Raw genomic sequence first — 22,875 nt, forward strand, 5'->3', positions numbered from 1 at the left:
ATATAAGTTTTTAAAAGGAGAAGATGGAGAAGATTATGTTCGGGCAACGACAAAGTATGATTGTTTATTTACATTCATTGAAACATGCCAAGATTTTAAGAAAATATGGTAACATACATTACATATCAAAACGATTAAAATATGCCGTTGTATATTGTGATATGGAACAAATTGAGCATATGATGCATAAGTTGAATAAACTTCCTTTTGTGAAAAAGATAGAACAGTCGTACCGTCCGTTTTTAAAAACGGAATTTGAAAATTCCCGTCCTGATCGGGCAAAAGAATACGATTATAGTTAAAGTAAAAAAATCCCCTGCTACGTTTAGCGTGGGATTTTTTTACTTTAAATAAAGTGTTATTTCATTGGAGGAATGAAATTATTCATTCGTAAAATACCAATTAGATGATTGAAAAATAGTTCTTTTTCTGGGAAAGTTGTGGACGGTTTTACAGTAAATGTGGTCACTTTTTTTCCTAGTTTTTCTGCCATCTCTTCAAATAAAATGACACGTTTACTTTTTTTATTTTCAGGCATAGGAATACCTTCACGACATATGTATAATGGTTGGAAATCACCAGTAGTGGTCGGTTTTAATATTACAACAAGCGAGCATACTTTCTTTTCGTTTTTAATTGTTTCAAATTGTAACATATGTGTTATACGTTCTTGGTTTGCTTTGGCAATTTCAAGTAATTCATATAAATCAGAGTAGCCTTCTCCAAGTTCTATAAAGCGTTGAATCATATCTTTTCCTCCTCTTTCTTTTACTGTACCATCTCACTTTTTAAATGAAAAGTAGACAAAGAAAAAAACCCTGCAAAGCAGGGCCCTTCTTATACTAGTATGTACTAGTAAGAAGGCAAAGGGAGAGGAGAAACCGGAGGAAGAACTTATGGGGAAACGTAAGTCTTCTCCGCGGTTGGCAACAACATCGAAGGTGATGTTGTTATAATTATTTATGTCCAATCTAAATGAAGATATACATAATGAATTTAAATTTTATGTTTGGCTTTTTATTTTTCTTTTTTTTATTTTATGATAGGATAAAAAAAGATAAAGTGAAACTTTAATCAGTGGGGGCATCCCCGCTGATTATTAGCCTTCACTAATCGGGCGTTTACGGGCAGTTAATTTCCCACCTCACTTTTTGTTCTAACCGAATTTTGAGTTGGGAGTTTTACTGCCCGTTAATGCGGGGGAAAGTGGAATTAATGTACATAATGGGTTTGTGTTAGCGAATGGCGAGATAAATACATAAAAAATGACGAGCGGTTATTTTTAGAGAAAGTTTCTTATGGATAGGTGAAAGTTACATATAGTTTTGCAGCGGTTACTGAAGTGGGAAATTATTTTATAAGCGCTCGATAGATTGAAATAAAGGTAGTGACAACAGATGAGAGTAGTTTCAGGAAAATGTAAAGGGCACCCACTTAAAGCGGTTCCCGGCAATACAACACGTCCAACGACGGATAAAGTAAAAGAATCTATTTTTAATATGATAGGCCCTTATTTTGATGGTGGTACCGCTCTTGATTTATTTGGCGGTAGTGGTGGCCTTGGAATTGAGGCTATAAGTAGAGGGATTGAAAAAGCGATTTTTGTTGATCGAGATAGTAAAGCGATAAAAGTCATTCATCAAAATTTAGAAAGTTGTAGAATACATGAACAAGCTGAAGTGTATCGAAATGATGCAGAGCGTGCGGTGAAAGCGCTCATAAAGCGTGAAATGTCATTCGATCTTATACTAATAGATCCTCCATATAAAGATCAAAAAATTGTATCTTTGATTAGTGTGATGGATCAACATGGATTGCTACATAGAGATGGATTAATTATGTCAGAGCATGGTAATGATGTTGTTTTACCTGATTCTATAGGGAATCTTGTAAAAGTAAGAGCTGAAAATTATGGGATTACAGCAATATCGATTTATAAGTATGAAGGTGAGGAGACAGAATGACAAGTATAGCTATTTCTTCAGGGAGTTTTGATCCAATTACCCTTGGGCATCTTGATATTATTAAAAGGGGAGCAAAAGTGTTTGATGAAGTGTACGTAGTTGTTTTAAACAATTCATCAAAAAAACCATTCTTTTCAGTTGAAGAACGTCTAGATTTAATTCGAGAAGCAACAAAGGATATCCCAAATGTAAAAGTGGATTCGCATAGCGGGCTATTAGTGGAGTATGCAAAAATGCGTAATGCAAATGCAATTTTACGTGGTTTACGAGCGGTTTCTGACTTTGAATATGAGATGCAAATTACTTCTATGAATCGAAAATTAGATGAAAATATTGAAACCTTTTTTATAATGACAAACAACCAATATTCATTTTTAAGTTCGAGTATTGTGAAAGAAGTTGCGAGGTATGGAGGAAGTGTAGTAGATCTTGTGCCTCCTATTGTAGAGCGTGCTTTAAAAGAAAAGTTTCAAACCCCGTTAAAGTGAACGGGGTTTTTCTTTATTCATGCGTAAAAACAATAAGATAACATATAAGTATAAACAAAATAATGTGAAAATCGGTCCGTAGTGTACAAAAGATGTCCAAATTTCAAGTAGTGTAGAAGAATGATTGGATAAAAATACGGGAATATCTTTTTCCATAGGTGAGAAAGAACTTACTTTCTCATAAAAAGGTTTCCAAAATATAAACGTAAAAATAGGAGCAAGAATACTTTGGATAAGTCGTGCGAAAAAATATGGCTTAAATCGGATATCCGTTTCAGCTAGTATGCTAGCAACTTGTGCCTGAATTGAAAGGCCGCTAAATGCTAAAATGAAGCTTGTTACCATCGCTTGTTGCAGAAGGGGTGTTTCATTTATTTGACTAATCATTTGGCTTCCGAGTGTCATTTCAAAAATACCTGATAATATCGGAATACTAAAATCAGTACTTAGTTGGAAGAATGATAAAATATGTTGCATAATAAAAGAAAGAGTTGCTGTAATATGGAATACAGTAATCATTTTGTTTAACACAGAAAATAAAATAATAAATCCGCCAATCATAAGTAATGTTTGAATGGAAGAAACGATAGCGTCCCCAAGTAATTTTCCTATTGGTCTTTTTTCTTGCAAGCGTGTTTGGTGAAGGATTGAAAAAGGGTTTTGAAAAGGACGTTTTTTAGTAGTTTGTTTATCATTTGTGTAAGATGTGTTATGCCCGTAAAAACGCATTATTAATCCGACGGCAAAGTTGCTTAAATAATGTGCAGCAGCTAGTACGATTCCTAATTTCGGATTATTGAAAAAACCGATAGAAACAGCTCCAAAAATAAAAAGTGGATTAGAAGAGTTTGTGAAAGATACGAGGCGCTCGGCTTCAATTTGTGTTATTTGATCGCTTTTACGCAGTCTAGCGCTTAATTTGGCGCCAGCAGGGAACCCTGAGGCCATGCCCATTGCCCAAACAAATCCACCTATTCCTGGAACGCGAAAAAGTGGTCGCATGAGTGGTTCTAATATAACGCCTATAAATTTTACAACACCGATACTAATTAGAAGTTCCGCAATGATGAAAAACGGTAATAGTGAAGGGAATACAACTTCCCACCATATATTTAACCCTCGAATGGAAGCTTGCAAAGCAGCTTGGGGGTGGAGTACAAGAGAAAAGGTTAAAAATAGTGTTGATATGGTAAGGAAAGCGGTTTTCCATTTTTCATACATGTAAGTAAATCCCCCTTTGTCCCAAAAAACGTTCATTTCAGTATACGTGGATACGTGGTGAATTTAGACCATAAGTATGAAAAAGGGATGAAAAAAATTAAAGGGTGAGAAAAATGAAAGAACCGAAGATTGGTTTAGCGCTTGGATCTGGAGGAGCGAAAGGATTTGCTCATATTGGCGTTATAAAAGTTTTAAGGGAAGCGGGTATCCCGATTCATATGATTGCAGGGAGTAGTATGGGGGCCTTAATAGGTACATTTTATGCAGCTGGCTGTAACGTTGAACGATTGTATAAATTGGCGACTGTTTTTAAGAGGAAATACTATTTAGATTTCACGGTACCAAAAATGGGGTTTATTGCTGGTAAACGTGTCAAAGATATGATTAAAATGTTTACATATAATAAAAATTTAGAAGAGTTAGATATCCCGACAGCTGTTGTGGCTACTGACATATTGAAGGGGGAGAAAGTGGTTTTTACAAGTGGTCCTGTTGCAGATGCGGTGAGGGCTAGTATATCTGTCCCTGGAGTGTTTGTGCCAGAAAAGGTAAATGGACGATTATTAGTAGATGGTGGAGTGATTGATCGCATCCCAGTTTCGGTTGTAAAAGAGTTAGGTGCCGATATTGTTATTGCTGTTGATGTATCTCCGATTAAGGTGAATGGTGAGGTTACATCTATTTATGATGTAATTATGCAAAGTATTGAAATTATGCAGCATGAGCTTGTAATGAATCGGCAAATTGCATCAGATTTAATGATGCGACCAGCTGTGGAACAATTTAGTTCACGTGCTTTTACAAACATTGAAGACATTATTCGAGTCGGAGAAGTAGAAGCAGAAAAACATGTTTCAAATATTTATTTATTAATTGAGCAGTGGAAGGAGAAACATAATGTTTAAGCGTTTTCGGTTTATATATGCAATCTTAATAGGTGTGATATTGGCGATGTTACTTGTTTATGTGCGTTTACCGTACTATGTAACAAAACCAGGAATGGCTGCGAAATTAGAGCCGTATGTCCAGGTTGAGGGTGGAACAAAAGAATCTGGTGATTTTATGCTTGTAACGGTTTCGATGGGGCCGGCAAATGTGGTGAATTTAATAGCGGCACAATTTAATAAATATACACATGTTTCGAAGGCGGAAGAAATATTGCAAAGGGGCGAGAGTGATGAAGAATATCAATTCCGCCAAAATTATGCAATGAAAGACTCGCAAAATGCAGCAATTTATAATGCGTATAAACAAGCGAATCGTACTGTTTCTTTTGAAAATAAAGGTGTATTAGTTGCTGGTGTAGCGAAGGGTATGCCGTCAGAGGGGAAGCTTAAGCTTGGAGATATCATCATAGCTGTCGACGGAAAAACATTCGAAAAGACGGATCAATTTATTGAGTATATGACAGGGAAAAAAGAAGGAGATACAGTAAATATTGAGTACATGCGAGGCGGAAAACAGTTAAAAGAAAATTTAAATGTAAAGACAATTCCTAATGGAAATGGCCGCGTAGGTATAGGTGTCTCTATCGTGACGGAAAGAGAGTTAGTAGTAGATCCGAAAGTGAAAATTGATTCCCATGAAATAGGTGGGCCATCAGCAGGCTTAATGTTTACATTAGAAATATATAATCAACTTGTGGAAGAAGATTTAACAAAAGGACATGAAATTGCTGGAACAGGTACAATTAATGAAAAGGGAGAAATTGGCCCAATTGGTGGTATACAGCAAAAAGTGGTAGCTGCTAGTGATGCGGGTGCTGAGGTGTTTTTTGCGCCAAATGAAAAAGGTGCGGAGAAATCCAACTATAAAGATGCACTTGAGGCTGCGAAAGATATTAAAACAAAAATGAAGGTTGTACCAGTGGATACGCTGGATGATGCGTTGAAGTATTTGGAAAAAATGGGTGAGAAAAAATAAACCTCTCTGAAATAGAGAGGTTTTTCTTATAGAAACGTTGTAGTTGTTTCATCGTAACGAATTGGATGGTGTGTTACGTCTTGTTTTAGTAGTTGTGTCCGTAATGGTTCTTGCATGATAGAGAAATATACAGAATTTGCTCTTCGCTCTATATGTAAAGTAGGATGGTCAAAACTTTTTGTATGAGTAAGGATTGGAAGTTCTATTTTTTTCTTGTTTTTTGAAATATAAGTTTGTCCTTTTTGTGACATGCCGAGTAGACGAATATACGGTGCATGTTGTTCTATATTTGCCGTATGCATCTCTTCTTTTGTCGTGTTTGTTAAAATATGTGTACAGGCTCTTTGTAATCTAGTCCATGTATAACGTTTTGTTTTTAATGCTTCCATGAATGAGTGGAAGGAAGAGCTGTTTTGTATTTTTGATAAAATACGATGCTCTAAACCTTCTTCGATTTCATATATATGTCGTAAGTCCCCTGGAGACATCGTCATAAGTTTGTATTTAAAAAATGAAAAGTATTGTTCCCAATTATGTAATATCCCGAAGTTTTGTTTATAAGTTGCTAAAAGAGAAGCGGTTGCTTTCGGGATAAAAGGCTCAATTTCTGTAAATGAACCATTTTCGCTAAAGAGTTGTTTACGAATACTCGTTGCACTTGCGATATGTTGGTTGCTAAATGTTTCATCGTGATAATGAGATGCATATCTTTTTATAGTTTGTGCTTGTATAGAACTATTTTGCGCCAGAATTGCTTTTATGTATTGAAAGCCTAAAATGTTATTTGGTTGTGACATATCGATGTTTTTTTTGGATGGTAAAATGTGTAGAAAGGCTTCAGATGTAGCTTTGGCGTAACTATTACCTGCGCTCATAAATTGCTTTACGAGACGATTAAAAGTCGCTTCTTCGTTTTTTTGTACAGAGATGGTATTATAAAAATTTTCGATTTGTCCATCTTCACTCCCAAAACAAATTTCAGAAACGCGTAAGGCATTTAAGATGGAAATAGCACCATTTGCAAAAGTTTCAGCTTTTTGTGTTGCAAATGCGTATGGAAGCTCTACAATAAGGTCTACACCGCTTGCTAAGGCCATTTTAGTGCGATACCATTTGGAAATGAGTGCGGGCTCACCACGCTGCAAAAAAGGGCCACTCATAACGGCAATTATAATATCAGAGTGTGTTAACTTTTTTGTTTGTTGCACATGATAATCATGACCGTTATGAAAAGGGTTATATTCAACGACAATACCACTGGCTTTTATGATAATCTCTCCTTTCGATGTAGCATCTTTTTGGAAAACATGATACTCTATATATTATTTACTATGATGACTTCATTATAGTGTAAAGAAAAAACATTGACAAATATAAAATGGCTAGCTATAATTTTGTTTGTTGCCTTGAGGTGATATGATATGAAATGGTCCATCCATCAATTGAATAAATTGAGAAATAAAGGATTGACATTGGATGAGATGGTAGATGTAAGTGAGCTAAAAGAGGTCGAGAAAGATATTCGTGAAATTAATCCTGTTCATGTAACAGGAAGAGTTGATTTTGGCTCCGGGAAGTTTACGTTCCATCTACATATAACTGGAAGCATGGTTTTACCATGTTCTCGCTCTTTAGTAGATGTGACATTACCATTTGACATTAAAACAACTGAGGTGTTCCAAACTTCAGAAGAAGAGTTTGAAACAGAAGCTGAAATTCATTGTTTAGAAGGAGAAGTACTTGACTTACTGCCCGTAATCAAGGAAAATATACTTTTGGAGATTCCAATGCAAATTTTCAGTGATGATGTTTCTGGTGGAGCACCGATGCAAGGTCAAGACTGGCAAGTGATTTCGGAAGAAAACAAAGAAAAGGCTGTTGATCCAAGATTGGCAGGACTTGCAAAGTTTTTTGACAAATAATCGGAAGACTGGTTTAGGCCTTCATATGAAAATAATTATTTCTTTTAAGGAGGTGGGAAGAATGGCTGTACCTTTTAGAAGAACTTCTAAAACAGTAAAAAGAAAGCGTCGTACGCATTTCAAATTATCAGTACCTGGTATGGTAGAGTGCCCAAGCTGTGGTGAAGCGAAATTAGCTCACCGTGTATGTAAAGCATGCGGTACTTACAAAGGTAAAGAAGTAATCAGCAAGTAATTGCGGGAAAATAAACGTAGAAGATATCTTCTGCGTTTATTTTTTTTGTTTTATTCTTTAGTTGTTGTATTCTATCTTTTCTAGTAACTGCATATGCTTAATAAAAAATGCATAGGGAGGACTAGAGAGATGGCGACAACAAGACAAGATGCTTGGACTGATGATGAAGATTTGCTTCTGGCAGAAGTAGTACTCCGGCATATTCAAGAAGGTGGAACGCAACTTTCTGCCTTTAAAGAAGTGGGAAGACATTTGTCTCGTACACCAGCAGCATGTGGATTTAGATGGAATTCTTACGTGAGAAAGCAATATAAAGAACGTATTGAAGAAGCGAAACAACTTCGTAAAGTAGAAAATTATGAAGTGAAAGAGACGGAGGTATTAGAGCCTACGTCAATTACACTGAATGATGTTATTGATTTCTTGCAAAATTATAAAGATGAAAACTCTTTAATGGTGTTGCAAAAACAAGTTGAATCGCTACAAACAGAGAGAGAACGACTTCTAGAGCGATTATCAGTATATGAGGAAGAGTATAGAACATTACTTGATTATATCGATCAAAAAAGAAGTGTAATGGTAGCGGAAAGAAATAGTGTTCGTTCGAATGGAAAGTTAGAGAAGTTAAAGAAATAAAAACAGCTGTTACGCAGCTGTTTTTTTATTTCTTATGCAGATTCCTCGTTTGTAATCGCATTCATATTTGTTTCTGGATGCCAAATATAAAAATCACCATTAGTTACTGATACAGGTTGGAAATTTAATTTATCCCAAAAACCAGCCGAATGGATACGTGCTATCGTTTTAACTGGGAACTGTAGTTGTTTTGCATAATTCACAAGCATTTGTCCAAATCCTTGTTTTTGAAAAGTTGGTAACACTTCAAGTTTATAAAGTTCTAGGTAAGGGCCAGTAATTTCAAATGGTTCGCCACCATCCCTTTTCATATATAGACTCATACGTGCGATTAGTGATCCGCCATAATAAATACCATAAAATGGTGATTCGCTATTGTTTTCAATAATGTTTGCTTGTAACTCTTCCAACATAGATAGTTCTAGAGCTCCGCAACCTTTAAATTTTTTAAATTCATCTAATGTTTTATAATTGATGAGCAAGCGCTCAACTTTTGGGAATCCCATTACATCACATCCTTTTCTTATCTTGTTGAATCCAGAAAAGTAAAAATATTTATAATAATATTATAACTTATTTTTTTATTTTTATGAAGAAGATAGTATATTTCTTTTATTATTTTTTTGAGGATTTGCTAAACTAAGAATAGAAGCACGTTAATAAGTAGTATATACATAGTGAAAGAAGAGGTTGCGTTTATCTGTTAGGAGTCAGTGCAAGCGTAGGATGTATGCATGTGAATTAGAAAGATATAAAGGGAGGGAAGGCAAGGAAATTTAATATGAATTCCTTGGGTGAAAATGAAAATTGGAATTGTAGGATCAGGTGCTATTGGTCTATTATATACATTTTATTTACAAAAAAGTAATCAAGATGTCACGTTGTTTACAAGGACGGCTAAGCAGGCTGAAGAATTGAATAAAACAGGTGTAACTTGTATTAGAGATGGGAAACGTGAAACGGTATTTCCATCCATTTTACCGATAGAATATATGTTAGATCAGAAGTTAGATTATACATTTATTGCTGTGAAGCAATACCATATAAATGACATATTACCGTTTGTGCAAGGAGAATCATCATTAATCTTTTTGCAAAACGGAATGTCGCATCTTCATGCTATACAGAAAATAAGGAATGAGAATATAGCTGTTGGTATTGTAGAACACGGTGCGAAAAAAGAAGAAAGGTATACGGTCCATCATACTGGAATAGGTATAACGAAGTTTGGGGTAGTGCGCGGTCCATCTTTATATTTTAAAAAAGTATTCGATTATTTTCCTTTTGCTCATTTTCCAATTCAAATAGAGGCTGATTGGAAAGGTATTATGTACAAAAAATTAGTAGTAAATGTATGTATTAATCCATTGACAGCGTTATTGCGGGTTCAGAACGGTGAGTTAATTACGAATCCTTTTTTTTATCAAATGATGGAGCAAGTATTTAGGGAAGTTGCATTTCTTGTTAGTGAAGAACAAGAAATGGTATGGGAAATGGTACGAGGTATATGTGAAAGAACGTCTCATAATACATCATCTATGCTAGCAGATGTAAGAGCGAATAGACAAACGGAAATCGATGCGATTGTTGGATATGTGTTAGAGGAAGCTAAGAAACAGCAACGACCAGTTCCGACACTTCAATTTTTGTTCGATGCAATAAAAGGATTAGAAGTAAAAGAATAAGTGTTATTCTTTGCTTTTACGTGAAACATTGACTACAATGTGGATTGGTGAGAGAACTGGATACGAAAGGAAGAATTATATGGAGATAAACGAAATCTCTGTTCCGCAACAAGGTATTGTAGCGGACTATATGAACGGTAAAAAAGAGATACAGTCGTGTTTTGATTATATGTTAACAGAAGTTGCTTTTAAACAACGTTTACATGATTTGCGTGAAAGGAAGTTTTTCCGCCAAGAGTTAGTAGCGCATTTATTAGAATATAATACAAAATTGCAAGCGGGAGAATCTACAATTCAAAATGTAAAAGCGCTTGGAGATGAAAATACATATGTTGTTATAGCTGGACAACAAGCGGGGTTATTAACTGGACCGCTTTATACAATTCATAAAGTTATTTCAATTTTACAGCTTGCAAAGGAAAAGGAAGAAAGTTTAGGCGTTAAAGTCGTTCCTGTATTCTGGATTGCTGGTGAAGATCATGATATGGATGAGATTAATCATACTTTTGTAACGAAAAATAAAAAAATAAAAAAGACTATTTTTCATGACCGTAATCCGAAAAAGGCGAGTGCTTCTGAGTCTGAACTGTCTGTTGAAGATTGTAGAAAATGGATGGAAGAGATTTTTAAAACATACCCAGAAACGAATTTTACAAAGGATGTATTACGATTTGTAGATGATGCTTTGAATAAATCGAATACGTATGTAGATTTCTTTGCTTACCTTATTACAAACATGTTTGCTAATTCTGGTTTAATTCTTGTTGATTCGCATCATCCTGAATTAAGGAAGTTAGAGGTTCCATTCTTCAAACGTATTATAAGCAAGTATAAAGAAGTGCAAGAGGGGCTTCACAATCAGCAGGAAGTAATTAAAGAATTAGGGTATAAACCAATTATTGAAACAAAGTCTAATGCAGTGCATATATTCATGGAAATCGATAATGAGCGAGTGCTGCTTGAAGACAATCAAGGAAAGTTTGTCGGAAAAGATGGGACACATTCTTTTTCATATGAAGAATTGATTGAAGAGTTGGAGAGAAGTCCAGAGCGTTTTAGTAATAATGTTGTAACACGTCCTCTTATGCAAGAGTATGTATTTCCTACGCTAGCGTTTATTGGAGGTCCAGGGGAGATAGCTTATTGGAGTGAACTGCAACAAGTATTCCATACTGTTGGTTTCCAAATGCCGCCTGTCGTCCCTCGTCTTACAATGACTTATATAGAGAGAGATATAGCAACAGATTTAAATGATTTACAGTTGCAAGAAAATGATCCGTTTTTACATGATGTAGATAAATTACGTGAAAACTGGTTGTCTGATCAAATAGAGGAACCAATCGACGATCGATTTGTAGAGGCGAAAAAAGAAATTATTGATATTCATACATCATTACAACAGTTTGTGAAAAAAATAGATCCAGGATTAAGTGAATTCGCAGGGAAGAATGAGTTGAAAATTAATGAACAAATTGAACTGTTAGAAAGAATGTTGAAAAGAAATGTTGAGAAAAAACATGAAGTTCAACTAAATAAATTCCGCCGTATACAATGTGCAATTCGTCCATTAGGAGCTCCGCAAGAGCGCGTGTGGAATGTATGTTATTATTTAAATCAGTTCGGTTTGGATTTCGTTGATCGAGTGATGGAGAATTCATTTTCTTGGGATGGAAAACATCATGTTATAAAACTATAGAATCTTGCTCTTTGGAGCAGGATTTTATTTTTATTCTGTTGAATTTACTGTGAAGTGAAATTTTTCTGAATTATCATTTTATAACTGGTAGAGATTGTATATATGTAGGATACTTAAATATATGACAAAATCACACAAAATGTAAACGTATTATTCTCTTTTTCGACAGTTTTTTATTTAAATTCCCGCAAAAAATGATAAAATTTAGTATATAATAAAAGAAAATAGCGATTTGTATAGTATGCTGCCTTTGTTGGTAAGTTAACTGAGTCGTTCTTTAGTAGTATTTCGTTCTCTGATCGTGAGAAATACGTTTAGAGGAAGAAATACATTTAACATAAATTAATTGGAAAAAGAGTAGGTGCAACAATGTTTAAACACGTAACAGTACTTTTGAAAGAAACAGTAGACGGCTTAGATATAAAGCCAGGTGGTACATATGTAGATTGTACACTGGGGGGAGGAGGACATAGTTCTTATTTATTATCCCAATTGACTGATGGGGGAAAATTAATTGCTTTTGATCAAGATGAGATAGCGATTCAAAATGCAAAAGAAAAATTTTCTTCATACGGTGAGCAGTTTATAACGGTAAAGAGCAATTTCCGTTACTTATCTGAAAAACTACAGGAATTAGGCATAACAGAGGTAGACGGTATTTTATTCGATTTAGGTGTTTCATCCCCACAATTAGATACACCAGAGCGAGGCTTTAGTTATCATCATGATGCACCGTTAGATATGCGGATGGATCAAGATGCCCCATTAACAGCATATGATGTTATAAATAGCTGGTCATATGAACAACTCGTAAGAATTTTCTTCCAGTATGGTGAAGAGAAATTTTCAAAGCAAATAGCAAGAAAAATTGAAGCGTATCGTGAAAACAAAGCTATTGAAACGACAGGAGAATTAGTGGAACTAATAAAAGAAGGTATTCCGGCTCCTGCGCGTAGAACTGGTGGACATCCTGCGAAGCGAGTTTTCCAGGCAATCCGTATTGCTGTAAATGATGAATTGAAAGTATTTGAAGAAGCGTTGGAATCTGCTATTGAGATGGTCAAGCCTGGTGGAAGAGTTAGTGTTATAACATTCCATTCATTAGAAGACCGTATTTGTAAAACAACATTTAAGCGAAATAGTACAACGCCGCAATTGCCGCCAGGGTTACCAATTATCCCAGATGAATTTAAGCCGAAATTAAAGCTTATTACAAGAAAACCGATTTTACCTTCTGATATAGAGCTGGAAGAAAATAATCGAGCGCGTTCTGCGAAGTTGAGAATCGCTGAAAAACGATAAAAAGGAGAGAGAGGTATGACTAATTTAGCTGTAAAGTACAAACAACAAGCGCAAGAAGAGGTACAAATTCAAACGCCCCCACAGCAGATGGTTAAGCCGAAGGTTAAAGCAAAGATTACAAGGGTCGAAAAACTGATGTATGTAGCGTTTATTGGCTTTTTATTGTATGCCTGTGTAGCGTTTATTGGGAATAAAGCAGGGCTTTATCAAGTTAATGTAGAAGCAGCGACGATTGAAGAAAAAATTGTACAGCAGCAAAAAGAAAATCAAGAATTGCAGGCTGAAGTAGAGAAGCTAAGTCGCTATGAACGAATCGCTGAAGTTGCAAAAAAACATGGGCTAGAAATTAATGCGAATAATGTGAAAGGCCTCAAGTAAGGCAATAGGTGTGAAGGAAAGATGAAGAAAAATATGACTAAATTTCATACCAATAAAGGAGCAGGTTATTTTATGATATTTTTCCTCCTGCTCTTTTTGCTGTTATTAGCCCGATTTTTTTACATACAAGCGACAGGAACAGTGCATAATCAGGATTTGGATGAACTTGCTAGGCAAAAACATAGTAAAACAGGAGTTCTCGAAGCGAATCGAGGAACGATTTATGACCAAAATGGTCATGTGTTAGCGCAAGATGCAAACTCTTATAAACTTGTAGCTGAATTAAAAGGTGCGAAACCTGTTGAGAATAAAGAGGATACTGCAAAGAAAATTGCGGGAGTACTAGGAAAAGGCGAAGAGGATATTTTAGCTGCATTAAATAAGGAAGGCAGAAGTCAAGTCGAATTTGGAACACTAGGCAAGGATTTGACGAGAGAACAGAAGAAACAAATAGAGGCACTGAATTTGCCGGGAATATCTTTTATTACAGAAAATGCAAGAGTGTATCCAAACGGTGATTTTGCGTCTTACGTCATAGGTCATGCGAAACCAAATGAAAAGGGAACTTCGGTAGGACAATTTGGCTTAGAAAAAAGTTTGGATAAATATTTAAGCGCTTCTAACGGAAAGGTAGCATATACAGGCGATCGTAAAGGTGTATCTCTTGATGGTGGCAAAGTGAACGTAGAGGCACCAAAAAATGGAGATAACGTGTATTTAACAATGGATCAACGGGTTCAAAGTTATTTAGAAGATGCGATGAAAGCAGCGAGTAAACAATATGATCCAGAAAGTTTAATAGGGATTGTTGCGGATCCGAAAACTGGAAAAATATTAGCGATGTCTACTAAACCTAGTTATGATCCTAATGATCGTCAAATTAAATATTTCTTCAATGATGCGATTTCAAATGCATTTGAACCGGGGTCAACAATGAAAATTTTCACATTAGCGGCAGCTATTAATGAAGGTGTGTACAAAGGACAAGATTATTATCAGTCTGGTACATATCAAGTTGGAAACCGGAAAATAAAAGATCATAATGGCGGTGCTGGCTGGGGCTCTATTACCTTCGATGAAGGGGTAGAGAGATCTTCAAACGTAGCGTTTGCTATTTTAGGTGATCAAAAACTTGGTCCAGAACGTTTCCGTAAATATATTAATGCTTTTGGGCTAGATGAGAAAACAAATATTGATTTACCTGGTGAAGGTTCTAATACAATTTTATTTGATCAGCAAATACAGCAAGTAACAACGGCTTTTGGACAAGGTTCTACTGTAACGCCAATTCAGCTTGTACAAGCTGCAACGTCAATTGCAAATGATGGGAAAATGATGAAACCATATGCGATTGACAAAATTGTAGATCCGATAACAGGGGAAGTAAAATTAGAGCATAAACCAGAAGAAGTAGGAAAGCCTGTTACAAAAGAAACAGCAGCGCAAGTAAGACAGTTGTTAGAACGTGTTGTTACATCTCCGAAAGGAACAGGAACTGCTTATAAAGTCGATGGATATTCAGTCGGTGGTAAAACAGGGACAGCGCAAATTCCGGATGGAAAAGGTGGCTATATGACAGGGAGAGAGAATTATATATTCTCATTCTTAGGGATGGCGCCGATGGACGATCCGCAACTTGTTGTGTATGTAGCTGTTAAACAGCCGAAATTGAAAGATGATGAGAACGGTGCACAGCCGTTAGCTGATATTTTTAAATATGTAACAAAAAATAGTTTAGAGTATTTAAAGATAAAGCCAAATGAAGTGAAAGATCCGAAGAAACATTTAAAAGAGCAACAAACTGCTGTTCCGGATGTAACTGGTAAAACGATGGCTGAAGCGGGGAAAGCAATTGAAAAAGCAAAACTCCGTCCAATCATACTTGGTGAAGGAAAAGTGCAGCAACAAGTACCGAAAGCAACTGAACAAACATTAAAAGGCGATCGAGTCTTCTTAGTGGGAGATAAGCCAACAATGCCAAATATACAAGGGTGGGCACTGCGTGATGTTATGAATTTGGCGAAAACATTACAGCTTAACTTAAAACCTTCTGGTACCGGATACGTAACTGAACAAAGTGTAGCAGAAGGAACGTTACTGCAACCGGGTACAGAATTAGGTGTAACACTAGTGCCACCACTTGAACCGCAACAAGAAGCAGAAAAACCATAATGGTAAGAAGCAAGGAGTTCTAATTAAATAAGTACAAGCATATATTGGAACAAGCTAGGCGTAAGGGAGGCTTGTTCCAATATGCGTGTATCAAATGTAACGGTTAGAAAAAGACTTATTTTTATACTTATATCAGGTATACTTATTTTCACTATCATCGATATTCGTCTTGGATATGTACAGTTTTTTCTTGGGAATATGTTAACGGATCGCGCGAAAGATTCGTGGAGTCGTAATATTACTTTTGAGCCTGAAAGAGGGAAAATTTTAGACCGAAACGGTGTGGAACTTGCCACAAATAAAAGTGCCCCAACGGTATTTGTAGTACCGAGGCAAATTGAAAAACCAGCAGAGACTGCAGAGAAGTTAGCTGCAGTATTAGGTGTGGAAAAAGACGAGATTTATAAGAGGGTTACAAAAAAGGAATCAATTGTAAGATTAGATAAGGGTGGCAGGAAAATATCGCATGACAAAGCGAAAGAGGTACGAGGATTAAGTTTAAAGGGAGTTTATATTGCAGAGGATTCTATCCGGTACTATCCATTTGGGAATTTTTTATCACACGTATTAGGGTTTGCAGGTAGTGATAATCAAGGTCTTATGGGGTTAGAAAAATATTATGATAAAGAGCTGAATGGTGATAAAGGTCATGTCCGTTTTTTTGCAGATGCGAAAGGACAAAGAATGCCTAATATTGGTGATGATTTCAAAAAACCAGAAGCTGGATTGAACTTAGGCTTAACAATTGATGCGCGTATTACGAGAATTATGGAAAGAGAAATGAATATCGCAGAGTCAACATATAATCCCGACGGTATGATTGCAATTGCAATGAATCCAAAAAATGGTGAGATTTTAGGCATGTCGAGTCGACCGAGTTTTGATCCAGCAGATTTTCAAAGTGTTTCTCCAGAAGTGTATAATAGAAATTTACCTGTATGGAGTACGTATGAGCCTGGTTCAACATTTAAGATCATTACGTTAGCGGCCGCTTTGAATGAAAATTTAGTAGACTTAGAGAAAGATACGTTTTATGATGATGGAGCAGCTGAAGTTGGTGGGGCCAGATTAAAATGTTGGAAAGCTGGAGGTCATGGTAGCCAGACGTTTTTAGAAGTCGTTCAAAACTCGTGTAACCCAGGGTTTATTGAACTTGGTGATCGTCTTGGTAAAGACAGATTGTTTAAATACATTCGCAACTTCGGCTTTGGACAGAAGACTGGAATCGACTTGCAAGGTGAAGGTAGTGGGATTTTATTTAATTTAGATAAAGTTGGTCCAGTTGAGCAAGCAACAACCTCATTTGGGCAGGGTGTTTCTGTTACACCAATTCAACAAGTAGCAGCTGTAGCAGCGGCTGTAAATGGTGGAACGTTATACCAACCATATATAGCTAAGGAATTTATTGATCCGAAAAATAATCAAGTTGTTAGTAAAAAAACACCTGTTGATAAAAGGAAAGTTATTTCCGAGGAAACTTCAGAAAAAGTTCGTTATGCATTAGAGAATGTTGTAGCGAAGGGATCTGGTAAAGGTGCGTTTATTGACGGATATCGTGTAGGTGGAAAAACAGGTACTGCTCAAAAGGTGAAAGATGGTAAATATTTAGAGAATAACTATATAGTATCTTTTATTGGTTTTGCTCCAGCGGATGATCCGCAAATTGTTGTTTATGTAGCTGTCGATAATCCAAAAGGAGTCACTCAATTTGGTGGAGTAGTAGCGGCTCCAATTGTTGGGAATATTCTTCGGGATGCACTTCCTGTTATGGGAGTGAAACCTAGAAAAGAACAAGTTGAGAAAGAATATAAATGGGGCGACACACCAACTGTTGAAGTTCCGAATTTAATTGGCATGAAAAAGAAAGATTTACAAACTCAACTTGTTGATTTGAAGCTAGATATAAGCGGAGATGGAGAGAAAGTAATTAAACAATCACCAGAAGCTGGGGCCAAGGTAAAAGAAGGCTCAAAAATTAGAATTTACTTCGGGAATTAAAGGTAACATAATGTGTTTTATGGTACAATTGGTGGAAGTGAGTTCTTTATAGAAGAGTTACTTAATTTGAGACAGCAAGTGTCTCATTAATAAATAGGTCTATGTATTAGACGATAGTAGCACGTACCTCCTATTTAAATTAACTAGGAGGTAATGTGTTGCTTACTAAAAAAGAGATAAATAAACAATGTAGAGAGGGTTTAGTGAAATGAAGTTGCATACACTTGTATCATGTTTGCATGATTTTCCAGTTGTTCCAAAAGAAAATCCAGAAATCACATCTATTGAAGCTGATTCACGTAAAGTGAAAGAAGGAAGCTTATTTGTATGTATGAAAGGGTATACGGTTGATAGCCATAATTTTGCTAAGCAAGCAGCGGCACAAGGAGCGGCTGCTATTGTTGCGGAAAGACCAATTGATGTTGACGTTCCAGTTGTACTTGTGAAAAATACTTTTCGTTCGTTAGCGGTTTTAGCTGATTATTTTTATGGTCAACCAACACACAAGTTACATTTAATCGGTATTACAGGTACAAATGGAAAGACAACAACATCGCATATTATGGATGAAATTATGCGCGCACATGGTCACAAAACAGGGCTAATTGGAACGATTAATATGAAAATCGGTGATGAAACATTTGAGGTGAAAAATACAACACCAGATGCACTAACACTTCAACAGACGTTTTCAAAAATGGTTGAACAAGGTGTAGATAGCACAGTAATGGAAGTTTCGTCTCATGCTTTAGATCTTGGGCGTGTACACGGATGCGATTATGATGTTGCAGTATTTACGAATTTAACACAAGATCATTTAGACTATCATAAAACGATGGAAGAATATAAACATGCGAAGGGCTTGCTTTTTGCACAGCTTGGCAATAGTTATAATCATAATCGTAAAAAATACGCTGTATTGAACAGCGATGATCCAGTTACGGAAGAGTATATGAGAAGCACAGCGGCAACTGTTGTAACTTACGGTATAGATGTTTCAAGTGACATTATGGCTAAAGATATCGTTATGACGAGCGGTGGTACGACATTTACACTTGTAACACCGTATGAAAGTGTAGATGTTACGATGAAATTAATTGGTAAGTTTAATGTATACAATGTGTTGGCTGCTACAGCAGCAGGGCTTGTTTCAGGCGTAAGCTTACAAACAATTATTGATGTAATTAAAGAGCTTGCTGGTGTGCCTGGACGTTTTGAAGTTGTTGATGGTGGGCAAAATTACACAGTTATTGTGGATTATGCACATACACCTGATAGCTTAGAGAACGTTCTAAAAACAGCGAAACAGTTTGCGAACGGTGATGTGTATTGTATCGTTGGTTGTGGTGGTGATAGAGATCGCACGAAAAGGCCAGTGATGGCAAGTGTCGCGGTAGAATATGCAACTCAAGCGATTTATACATCAGACAATCCAAGAAGCGAAGATCCAGTGGCTATTCTAGATGATATGATAAAAGATGCAAAAGGGAATAATTATGAAGTAATTGTTGATCGAAAAGAAGCGATACGTTATGCTATTTCGAAAGCCAAAGCAGAAGATATTATTATTATTGCTGGTAAAGGGCATGAAACGTATCAAATTATTGGTAAAGAAGTTCATCATTTTGACGATCGTGAAGTTGCTAAAGAAGCAATTACAGGGCGTCTAAACAACGAAGAGTAACAACGTGAGAGGAGGACTACATGTGCTTGAGCAAGGTTTATTAGTAACGGCAGGGGTAGCATTCTTAATTTCTGTTGCCCTTTCGCCACTGTTTATTCCATTTTTAAGAAAATTAAAGTTCGGACAGAGTATTCGTGATGAGGGACCGAAGTCACATCAAAAAAAATCAGGGACACCAACGATGGGCGGTATTGTCATATATGTATCTATGATGGTAACGACCTTAATTATGGCAATTAAGTTTAATCATTTACGTGCAGAGGTTTCGTTACTATTATTGGTGACATTTGGTTATGGATTAATTGGTTTTTTAGATGACTACATAAAGGTAGTTAAGAAAAGAAACCTTGGTTTAACATCGAAACAAAAATTACTAGGACAGCTTATTATTGCAATTGCGTTCTTTTTAATTGGAAAAGGGCAAGCATTTCACACATACATTATGATTCCAGGAACGGATGTTAAGTTTGAACTAAGCTGGGCGTATTTTGTTCTTGTATTATTTATGCTTATTGGTGGGTCGAATGCAGTTAACTTAACTGACGGTTTAGATGGTTTATTATCGGGAACAGCCGCTATTGCATTTGGAGCGTTTAGTATTATTGCTGTGGCACAAGAGCAATTCGGAGTAGCAATATTCTGTATGGCAGTTGTAGGAGCTGTACTTGGATTTTTAGTATTCAATGCGAATCCAGCGAAAGTATTTATGGGAGATACGGGTTCCTTAGCTTTAGGTGGAGCGATCGCAGCTGTAGCAATTTTACTAAAACAAGAATTGTTACTTGTAATTATTGGTGGAGTATTCGTAATGGAAACTTTATCTGTTATTATTCAAGTCATTTCGTTTAAAACAACCGGAAAGCGTGTCTTTAAAATGAGTCCATTACACCATCATTATGAATTATGTGGTTGGTCAGAATGGCGCGTCGTTGTGACGTTTTGGTCTGTAGGATTTTTATTAGCTATGTTAGGAATTTATATCGGGGTGTGGATGTAATTGAAAACTGTAACTGAATTTCAAAATAAAAATATTCTTGTATTAGGCATTGCAAAAAGTGGTTATGCAGCAGCTACCTTGTTACAAAAATTAGGGGCAAATGTTATTGTAAATGACGGAAAGCCTTTAGCAGAAAATACGCTTGCTGCAGAATTACAAGCAAAAGGAATGGACGTTGTATGCGGGGGGCATCCTTTGGAATTATTAGAGAGAAATATTTCTCTTGTAGTAAAAAATCCAGGGATTCCGTATTCTAACCCAATATTAGTTGCTGCGAAAGAAAAGCAGATTCCAATCGTTACGGAAGTTGAATTAGCATACCGTATTTCAGAAGCGCCATTTGTTGGTATTACGGGGTCTAACGGTAAAACGACGACGACAATGCTTACGTTTGAAATGCTAAAAGAAGGACGAAAGCATCCTATTATTGCAGGGAACATAGGCACTGTAGCTTGTGAAGTAGCACAGGATGCAAAAGAGAATGAAGTTGTAGTTACAGAACTTTCATCGTTCCAACTGATGGGAGTAGAATCGTTCCAGCCTAAAATCGCTGTGTTTTTAAACTTATTTGAGGCCCACTTAGATTATCATGGGACGAAGAAAGAATATGGTTTAGCAAAAGCTAATATTTTTAAAAACCAAACAGAAAACGATTATAGTGTAATAAATGCAGATGATGCAGATGTGATGGCTTTATCTGCTTATAGTAAAGGTCAAAAAATACTATTCTCGACAGCGAAAGAAAATGAAGATGGTGCGTGTATAAAAGATAACGCTCTTTATTTCAAAGATGAAAAAGTTGTTGAAGTAAGCGATATTGTTTTACCTGGTCAGCATAATTTAGAGAATATTTTAGCTGCGATGAGTATTGCGAAACTATTAGGTGTTTCTAATGAAGCTATTACGGTTGTGTTAAAACGTTTTACAGGTGTAAAACATCGTTTAGAATATGTAACAACTATTAACAACCGTAAGTTTTATAATGACTCAAAAGCGACGAATATGTTAGCGACTGAGAAAGCTTTATCTGCGTTTACACAACCAATTGTGTTATTAGCAGGTGGGCTTGATCGTGGAAATGAATTCGATGATTTAATTCCATATTTCAAAAATGTAAAAGCGCTTGTAACATTTGGACAAACAGCACCAAAATTAGTAAGAGCAGCAGAAAAAGTGGGATTAGATATAATTGAAAGTGTCGACACTTTAGATGAAGCAGTAGTGAAAGCTTATGCTCATTCTACGGAGGGCGATGTAATTCTTCTTTCCCCAGCATGTGCAAGCTGGGATCAATTTAAAACATTTGAAGAAAGAGGAGACATTTTTATACAAGCTGTGCATAAACTTATATAAAGTAAATCAAAACATCAGTAGGCTAACACCTACTGATGTTTTGTTACATAGGGCAAAAGATTCTGCCTAAAGAGGTGGTGTTCATGGCTAATGAAGAAGACGCCTGATTATATTCTTATTATCGTTACACTTGCGTTGTTAACAATCGGAATGATTATGGTTTATAGTGCGAGTGCGGTTTGGGCCTCTTATAAAATGGGGGATTCATTCTTTTTTGCAAAAAGACAATTGTTGTTTGCGAGTATTGGTGTAGTGGCTATGTTTTTTATCATGAAAATTGATTATTGGGTGTGGCGGACATATTCAAAAGTAATTTTGCTAGTTTGTTTCGTTCTTCTTATTCTCGTTCTAATTCCAGGAGTAGGTCTTGTCCGTGGGGGAGCACGAAGTTGGATTGGAATCGGTGCATTTTCCATTCAACCGTCAGAGTTTATGAAATTCGCGATGATTATTTTTTTAGCGAAATTTTTAGCGGAACGACAAAAGTTAATTACATCGTTTAAACGCGGATTACTACCTGCTCTTAGTTTTGTATTTCTTGCTTTTGGGATGATTATGTTACAGCCAGATCTTGGTACGGGAACGGTAATGGTTGGGACATGTATTATTATGATATTTATCTCGGGAGCAAGGGTCTTTCATTTTGCAATGTTTGGTTTGCTTGGTGTAGCAGGATTTGTAGGGTTAATTGCATCAGCGCCATATCGAATGAAACGCATCACATCATATTTAGATCCGTGGTCGGATCCGCTCGGAAGTGGATTTCAAATTATTCAATCGTTACTCGCAATTGGACCTGGTGGTTTATTTGGGCTTGGACTTGGGCAAAGTAGACAAAAATTTCTTTATTTACCTGAACCACAAACAGACTTTATATTTGCAATTTTATCCGAGGAATTAGGTTTTATTGGCGGTTCATTTGTGTTATTATTATTTAGTCTATTACTATGGCGCGGGATTCGTATAGCATTAGGAGCGCCAGATTTATATGGTACGTTTTTAGCAGTAGGTATTGTGGCGATGATTGCGATTCAAGTAATGATTAATGTTGGTGTTGTAACGGGACTAATGCCTGTTACGGGTATTACTTTGCCATTTTTAAGTTATGGTGGATCAAGTTTGACCTTAATGTTAATGGCAGTAGGTGTATTATTGAATATAAGTCGCCATTCTCGCTATTAAACCCTGTTTAAAAGACAGGGTTTTTCGTATGTGTGGAAA

The 22,875-nt window shown here is 36.2% G+C and carries 22 protein-coding genes; 18 read left to right on the forward strand and 4 right to left on the reverse strand.

The features are described from left to right. Window positions 1–35: 35 nt before the first annotated feature. Window positions 36–302, forward strand: coding sequence for a YlbG family protein (locus JDS98_RS17590; protein WP_002093356.1), 267 nt, complete (start codon window positions 36–38; stop codon window positions 300–302). Between the two features lie 56 nt (window positions 303–358). On the opposite strand, the gene JDS98_RS17595 is transcribed toward JDS98_RS17590, so the two are convergent. Further along, entirely contained in the window at window positions 359–748 is a 390-nt protein-coding gene (locus JDS98_RS17595) for a DUF7147 family protein (RefSeq protein WP_000616007.1), read from the reverse strand. Window positions 749–1,397: 649 nt separating this feature from the next. On the opposite strand from JDS98_RS17595, the gene rsmD reads away from it, so the two are divergent. Together rsmD and coaD are read left to right on the forward strand one after the other, a co-directional pair. Continuing rightward, a complete protein-coding gene (gene rsmD, locus JDS98_RS17600) occupies window positions 1,398–1,964 on the forward strand; it encodes a 16S rRNA (guanine(966)-N(2))-methyltransferase RsmD (protein WP_001266984.1) in 567 nt (188 codons plus the stop codon). Next, the gene (gene coaD / locus JDS98_RS17605; protein WP_000200597.1) at window positions 1,961–2,452 is read left to right on the forward strand and encodes a pantetheine-phosphate adenylyltransferase; all 492 of its coding nucleotides are present in this window, start codon (window positions 1,961–1,963) and stop codon (window positions 2,450–2,452) included. The genes rsmD and coaD overlap by 4 nt, the downstream gene beginning before the upstream one ends. On the opposite strand, the gene ylbJ is transcribed toward coaD, so the two are convergent. After that, the gene (gene ylbJ, locus JDS98_RS17610; RefSeq protein WP_000273078.1) at window positions 2,444–3,673 is read right to left on the reverse strand and encodes a sporulation integral membrane protein YlbJ; all 1,230 of its coding nucleotides are present in this window, start codon (window positions 3,671–3,673) and stop codon (window positions 2,444–2,446) included. The genes coaD and ylbJ overlap by 9 nt on opposite strands. 113 nt (window positions 3,674–3,786) lie before the next feature. Between ylbJ and JDS98_RS17615 the strand changes: the two genes are divergently transcribed. Together JDS98_RS17615 and JDS98_RS17620 are read left to right on the forward strand one after the other, a co-directional pair. Beyond that, complete coding sequence (locus JDS98_RS17615; protein ID WP_000662585.1) at window positions 3,787–4,578, forward strand: patatin-like phospholipase family protein; 792 nt, start codon at window positions 3,787–3,789, stop codon at window positions 4,576–4,578. Beyond that, a complete protein-coding gene (locus JDS98_RS17620; protein WP_000476315.1) occupies window positions 4,571–5,596 on the forward strand; it encodes a SepM family pheromone-processing serine protease in 1,026 nt (341 codons plus the stop codon). Before JDS98_RS17615 ends, JDS98_RS17620 begins: the two co-directional genes overlap by 8 nt. A 26-nt stretch (window positions 5,597–5,622) precedes the next feature. Here the strand turns inward: JDS98_RS17620 and JDS98_RS17625 are convergent, their stop codons facing one another. Further along, entirely contained in the window at window positions 5,623–6,864 is a 1,242-nt protein-coding gene (locus tag JDS98_RS17625) for a nucleotidyltransferase (protein ID WP_176280995.1), read from the reverse strand. A gap of 153 nt (window positions 6,865–7,017) precedes the next feature. On the opposite strand from JDS98_RS17625, the gene JDS98_RS17630 reads away from it, so the two are divergent. The 3 genes from JDS98_RS17630 (at window position 7,018) to JDS98_RS17640 (ending at window position 8,389) form a co-directional block, all read left to right on the forward strand. Next, window positions 7,018–7,518: a YceD family protein gene (locus JDS98_RS17630; RefSeq protein WP_000872142.1), complete on the forward strand. Its 501-nt coding sequence runs from the start codon at window positions 7,018–7,020 to the stop codon at window positions 7,516–7,518. Between the two features lie 61 nt (window positions 7,519–7,579). Next, entirely contained in the window at window positions 7,580–7,753 is a 174-nt protein-coding gene (gene rpmF, locus JDS98_RS17635; RefSeq protein WP_001984764.1) for a 50S ribosomal protein L32, read from the forward strand. Window positions 7,754–7,882: 129 nt separating this feature from the next. Next, window positions 7,883–8,389, forward strand: a complete 507-nt coding sequence (locus JDS98_RS17640; protein WP_000246458.1) for an RsfA family transcriptional regulator — start codon at window positions 7,883–7,885, stop codon at window positions 8,387–8,389. A gap of 32 nt (window positions 8,390–8,421) precedes the next feature. Here the strand turns inward: JDS98_RS17640 and JDS98_RS17645 are convergent, their stop codons facing one another. Next, window positions 8,422–8,895, reverse strand: coding sequence for an N-acetyltransferase (locus JDS98_RS17645; protein ID WP_000506686.1), 474 nt, complete (start codon window positions 8,893–8,895; stop codon window positions 8,422–8,424). Window positions 8,896–9,189: 294 nt separating this feature from the next. Between JDS98_RS17645 and panE the strand changes: the two genes are divergently transcribed. The 10 genes from panE (at window position 9,190) to spoVE (ending at window position 22,836) form a co-directional block, all read left to right on the forward strand. After that, a complete protein-coding gene (panE, locus tag JDS98_RS17650; RefSeq protein ID WP_033661358.1) occupies window positions 9,190–10,074 on the forward strand; it encodes a 2-dehydropantoate 2-reductase in 885 nt (294 codons plus the stop codon). A 79-nt stretch (window positions 10,075–10,153) separates the two neighbouring features. Further along, window positions 10,154–11,770, forward strand: a complete 1,617-nt coding sequence (gene bshC, locus JDS98_RS17655; RefSeq protein ID WP_098821806.1) for a bacillithiol biosynthesis cysteine-adding enzyme BshC — start codon at window positions 10,154–10,156, stop codon at window positions 11,768–11,770. A 369-nt stretch (window positions 11,771–12,139) separates the two neighbouring features. Beyond that, complete coding sequence (rsmH, locus tag JDS98_RS17660; RefSeq protein WP_098911558.1) at window positions 12,140–13,072, forward strand: 16S rRNA (cytosine(1402)-N(4))-methyltransferase RsmH; 933 nt, start codon at window positions 12,140–12,142, stop codon at window positions 13,070–13,072. Between the two features lie 15 nt (window positions 13,073–13,087). After that, window positions 13,088–13,450: a cell division protein FtsL gene (gene ftsL / locus JDS98_RS17665; RefSeq protein ID WP_000182809.1), complete on the forward strand. Its 363-nt coding sequence runs from the start codon at window positions 13,088–13,090 to the stop codon at window positions 13,448–13,450. Between the two features lie 21 nt (window positions 13,451–13,471). Beyond that, entirely contained in the window at window positions 13,472–15,622 is a 2,151-nt protein-coding gene (locus JDS98_RS17670) for a penicillin-binding protein (RefSeq protein WP_000739951.1), read from the forward strand. Window positions 15,623–15,703: 81 nt separating this feature from the next. Continuing rightward, a complete protein-coding gene (locus JDS98_RS17675; RefSeq protein ID WP_001266240.1) occupies window positions 15,704–17,620 on the forward strand; it encodes a stage V sporulation protein D in 1,917 nt (638 codons plus the stop codon). A gap of 208 nt (window positions 17,621–17,828) precedes the next feature. Then, window positions 17,829–19,304, forward strand: coding sequence for a UDP-N-acetylmuramoyl-L-alanyl-D-glutamate--2,6-diaminopimelate ligase (locus JDS98_RS17680; protein WP_000766323.1), 1,476 nt, complete (start codon window positions 17,829–17,831; stop codon window positions 19,302–19,304). A gap of 22 nt (window positions 19,305–19,326) precedes the next feature. Beyond that, window positions 19,327–20,301 (forward strand): phospho-N-acetylmuramoyl-pentapeptide-transferase, encoded by a 975-nt coding sequence (gene mraY, locus JDS98_RS17685; protein WP_087969781.1) that lies wholly within the window; start codon window positions 19,327–19,329, stop codon window positions 20,299–20,301. Continuing rightward, complete coding sequence (murD, locus tag JDS98_RS17690; protein WP_098137293.1) at window positions 20,302–21,654, forward strand: UDP-N-acetylmuramoyl-L-alanine--D-glutamate ligase; 1,353 nt, start codon at window positions 20,302–20,304, stop codon at window positions 21,652–21,654. Window positions 21,655–21,744: 90 nt separating this feature from the next. Next, window positions 21,745–22,836: a stage V sporulation protein E gene (spoVE, locus tag JDS98_RS17695; RefSeq protein ID WP_000753526.1), complete on the forward strand. Its 1,092-nt coding sequence runs from the start codon at window positions 21,745–21,747 to the stop codon at window positions 22,834–22,836. Window positions 22,837–22,875 lie beyond the last annotated feature (39 nt).

The sequence above is a fragment of the Bacillus cereus group sp. N11 genome (assembly GCF_016483605.1).
GTDB classification, from domain to species: domain Bacteria; phylum Bacillota; class Bacilli; order Bacillales; family Bacillaceae_G; genus Bacillus_A; species Bacillus_A toyonensis.

What these genes read in the sequence shown, in the direction of transcription:
- coaD (WP_000200597.1), top strand. Translation starts at nt 1,961, where the DNA reads ATGACAAGTATAGCTATTTCTTCAGGGAGTTTTGATCCAATTACCCTT.
- rsmD (WP_001266984.1), top strand. Translation starts at nt 1,398, where the DNA reads ATGAGAGTAGTTTCAGGAAAATGTAAAGGGCACCCACTTAAAGCGGTT.
- JDS98_RS17590 (WP_002093356.1), top strand. Translation starts at nt 36, where the DNA reads ATGTTCGGGCAACGACAAAGTATGATTGTTTATTTACATTCATTGAAA.
- JDS98_RS17675 (WP_001266240.1), top strand. Translation starts at nt 15,704, where the DNA reads ATGCGTGTATCAAATGTAACGGTTAGAAAAAGACTTATTTTTATACTT.
- JDS98_RS17645 (WP_000506686.1), bottom strand. Translation starts at nt 8,895, where the DNA reads ATGGGATTCCCAAAAGTTGAGCGCTTGCTCATCAATTATAAAACATTA.
- JDS98_RS17615 (WP_000662585.1), top strand. Translation starts at nt 3,787, where the DNA reads ATGAAAGAACCGAAGATTGGTTTAGCGCTTGGATCTGGAGGAGCGAAA.
- JDS98_RS17680 (WP_000766323.1), top strand. Translation starts at nt 17,829, where the DNA reads ATGAAGTTGCATACACTTGTATCATGTTTGCATGATTTTCCAGTTGTT.
- ftsL (WP_000182809.1), top strand. Translation starts at nt 13,088, where the DNA reads ATGACTAATTTAGCTGTAAAGTACAAACAACAAGCGCAAGAAGAGGTA.
- ylbJ (WP_000273078.1), bottom strand. Translation starts at nt 3,673, where the DNA reads ATGTATGAAAAATGGAAAACCGCTTTCCTTACCATATCAACACTATTT.
- JDS98_RS17670 (WP_000739951.1), top strand. Translation starts at nt 13,472, where the DNA reads ATGAAGAAAAATATGACTAAATTTCATACCAATAAAGGAGCAGGTTAT.
- panE (WP_033661358.1), top strand. Translation starts at nt 9,190, where the DNA reads ATGAAAATTGGAATTGTAGGATCAGGTGCTATTGGTCTATTATATACA.
- JDS98_RS17640 (WP_000246458.1), top strand. Translation starts at nt 7,883, where the DNA reads ATGGCGACAACAAGACAAGATGCTTGGACTGATGATGAAGATTTGCTT.
- spoVE (WP_000753526.1), top strand. Translation starts at nt 21,745, where the DNA reads ATGAAGAAGACGCCTGATTATATTCTTATTATCGTTACACTTGCGTTG.
- rpmF (WP_001984764.1), top strand. Translation starts at nt 7,580, where the DNA reads ATGGCTGTACCTTTTAGAAGAACTTCTAAAACAGTAAAAAGAAAGCGT.
- rsmH (WP_098911558.1), top strand. Translation starts at nt 12,140, where the DNA reads ATGTTTAAACACGTAACAGTACTTTTGAAAGAAACAGTAGACGGCTTA.
- JDS98_RS17620 (WP_000476315.1), top strand. Translation starts at nt 4,571, where the DNA reads ATGTTTAAGCGTTTTCGGTTTATATATGCAATCTTAATAGGTGTGATA.
- JDS98_RS17630 (WP_000872142.1), top strand. Translation starts at nt 7,018, where the DNA reads ATGAAATGGTCCATCCATCAATTGAATAAATTGAGAAATAAAGGATTG.
- JDS98_RS17595 (WP_000616007.1), bottom strand. Translation starts at nt 748, where the DNA reads ATGATTCAACGCTTTATAGAACTTGGAGAAGGCTACTCTGATTTATAT.
- bshC (WP_098821806.1), top strand. Translation starts at nt 10,154, where the DNA reads ATGGAGATAAACGAAATCTCTGTTCCGCAACAAGGTATTGTAGCGGAC.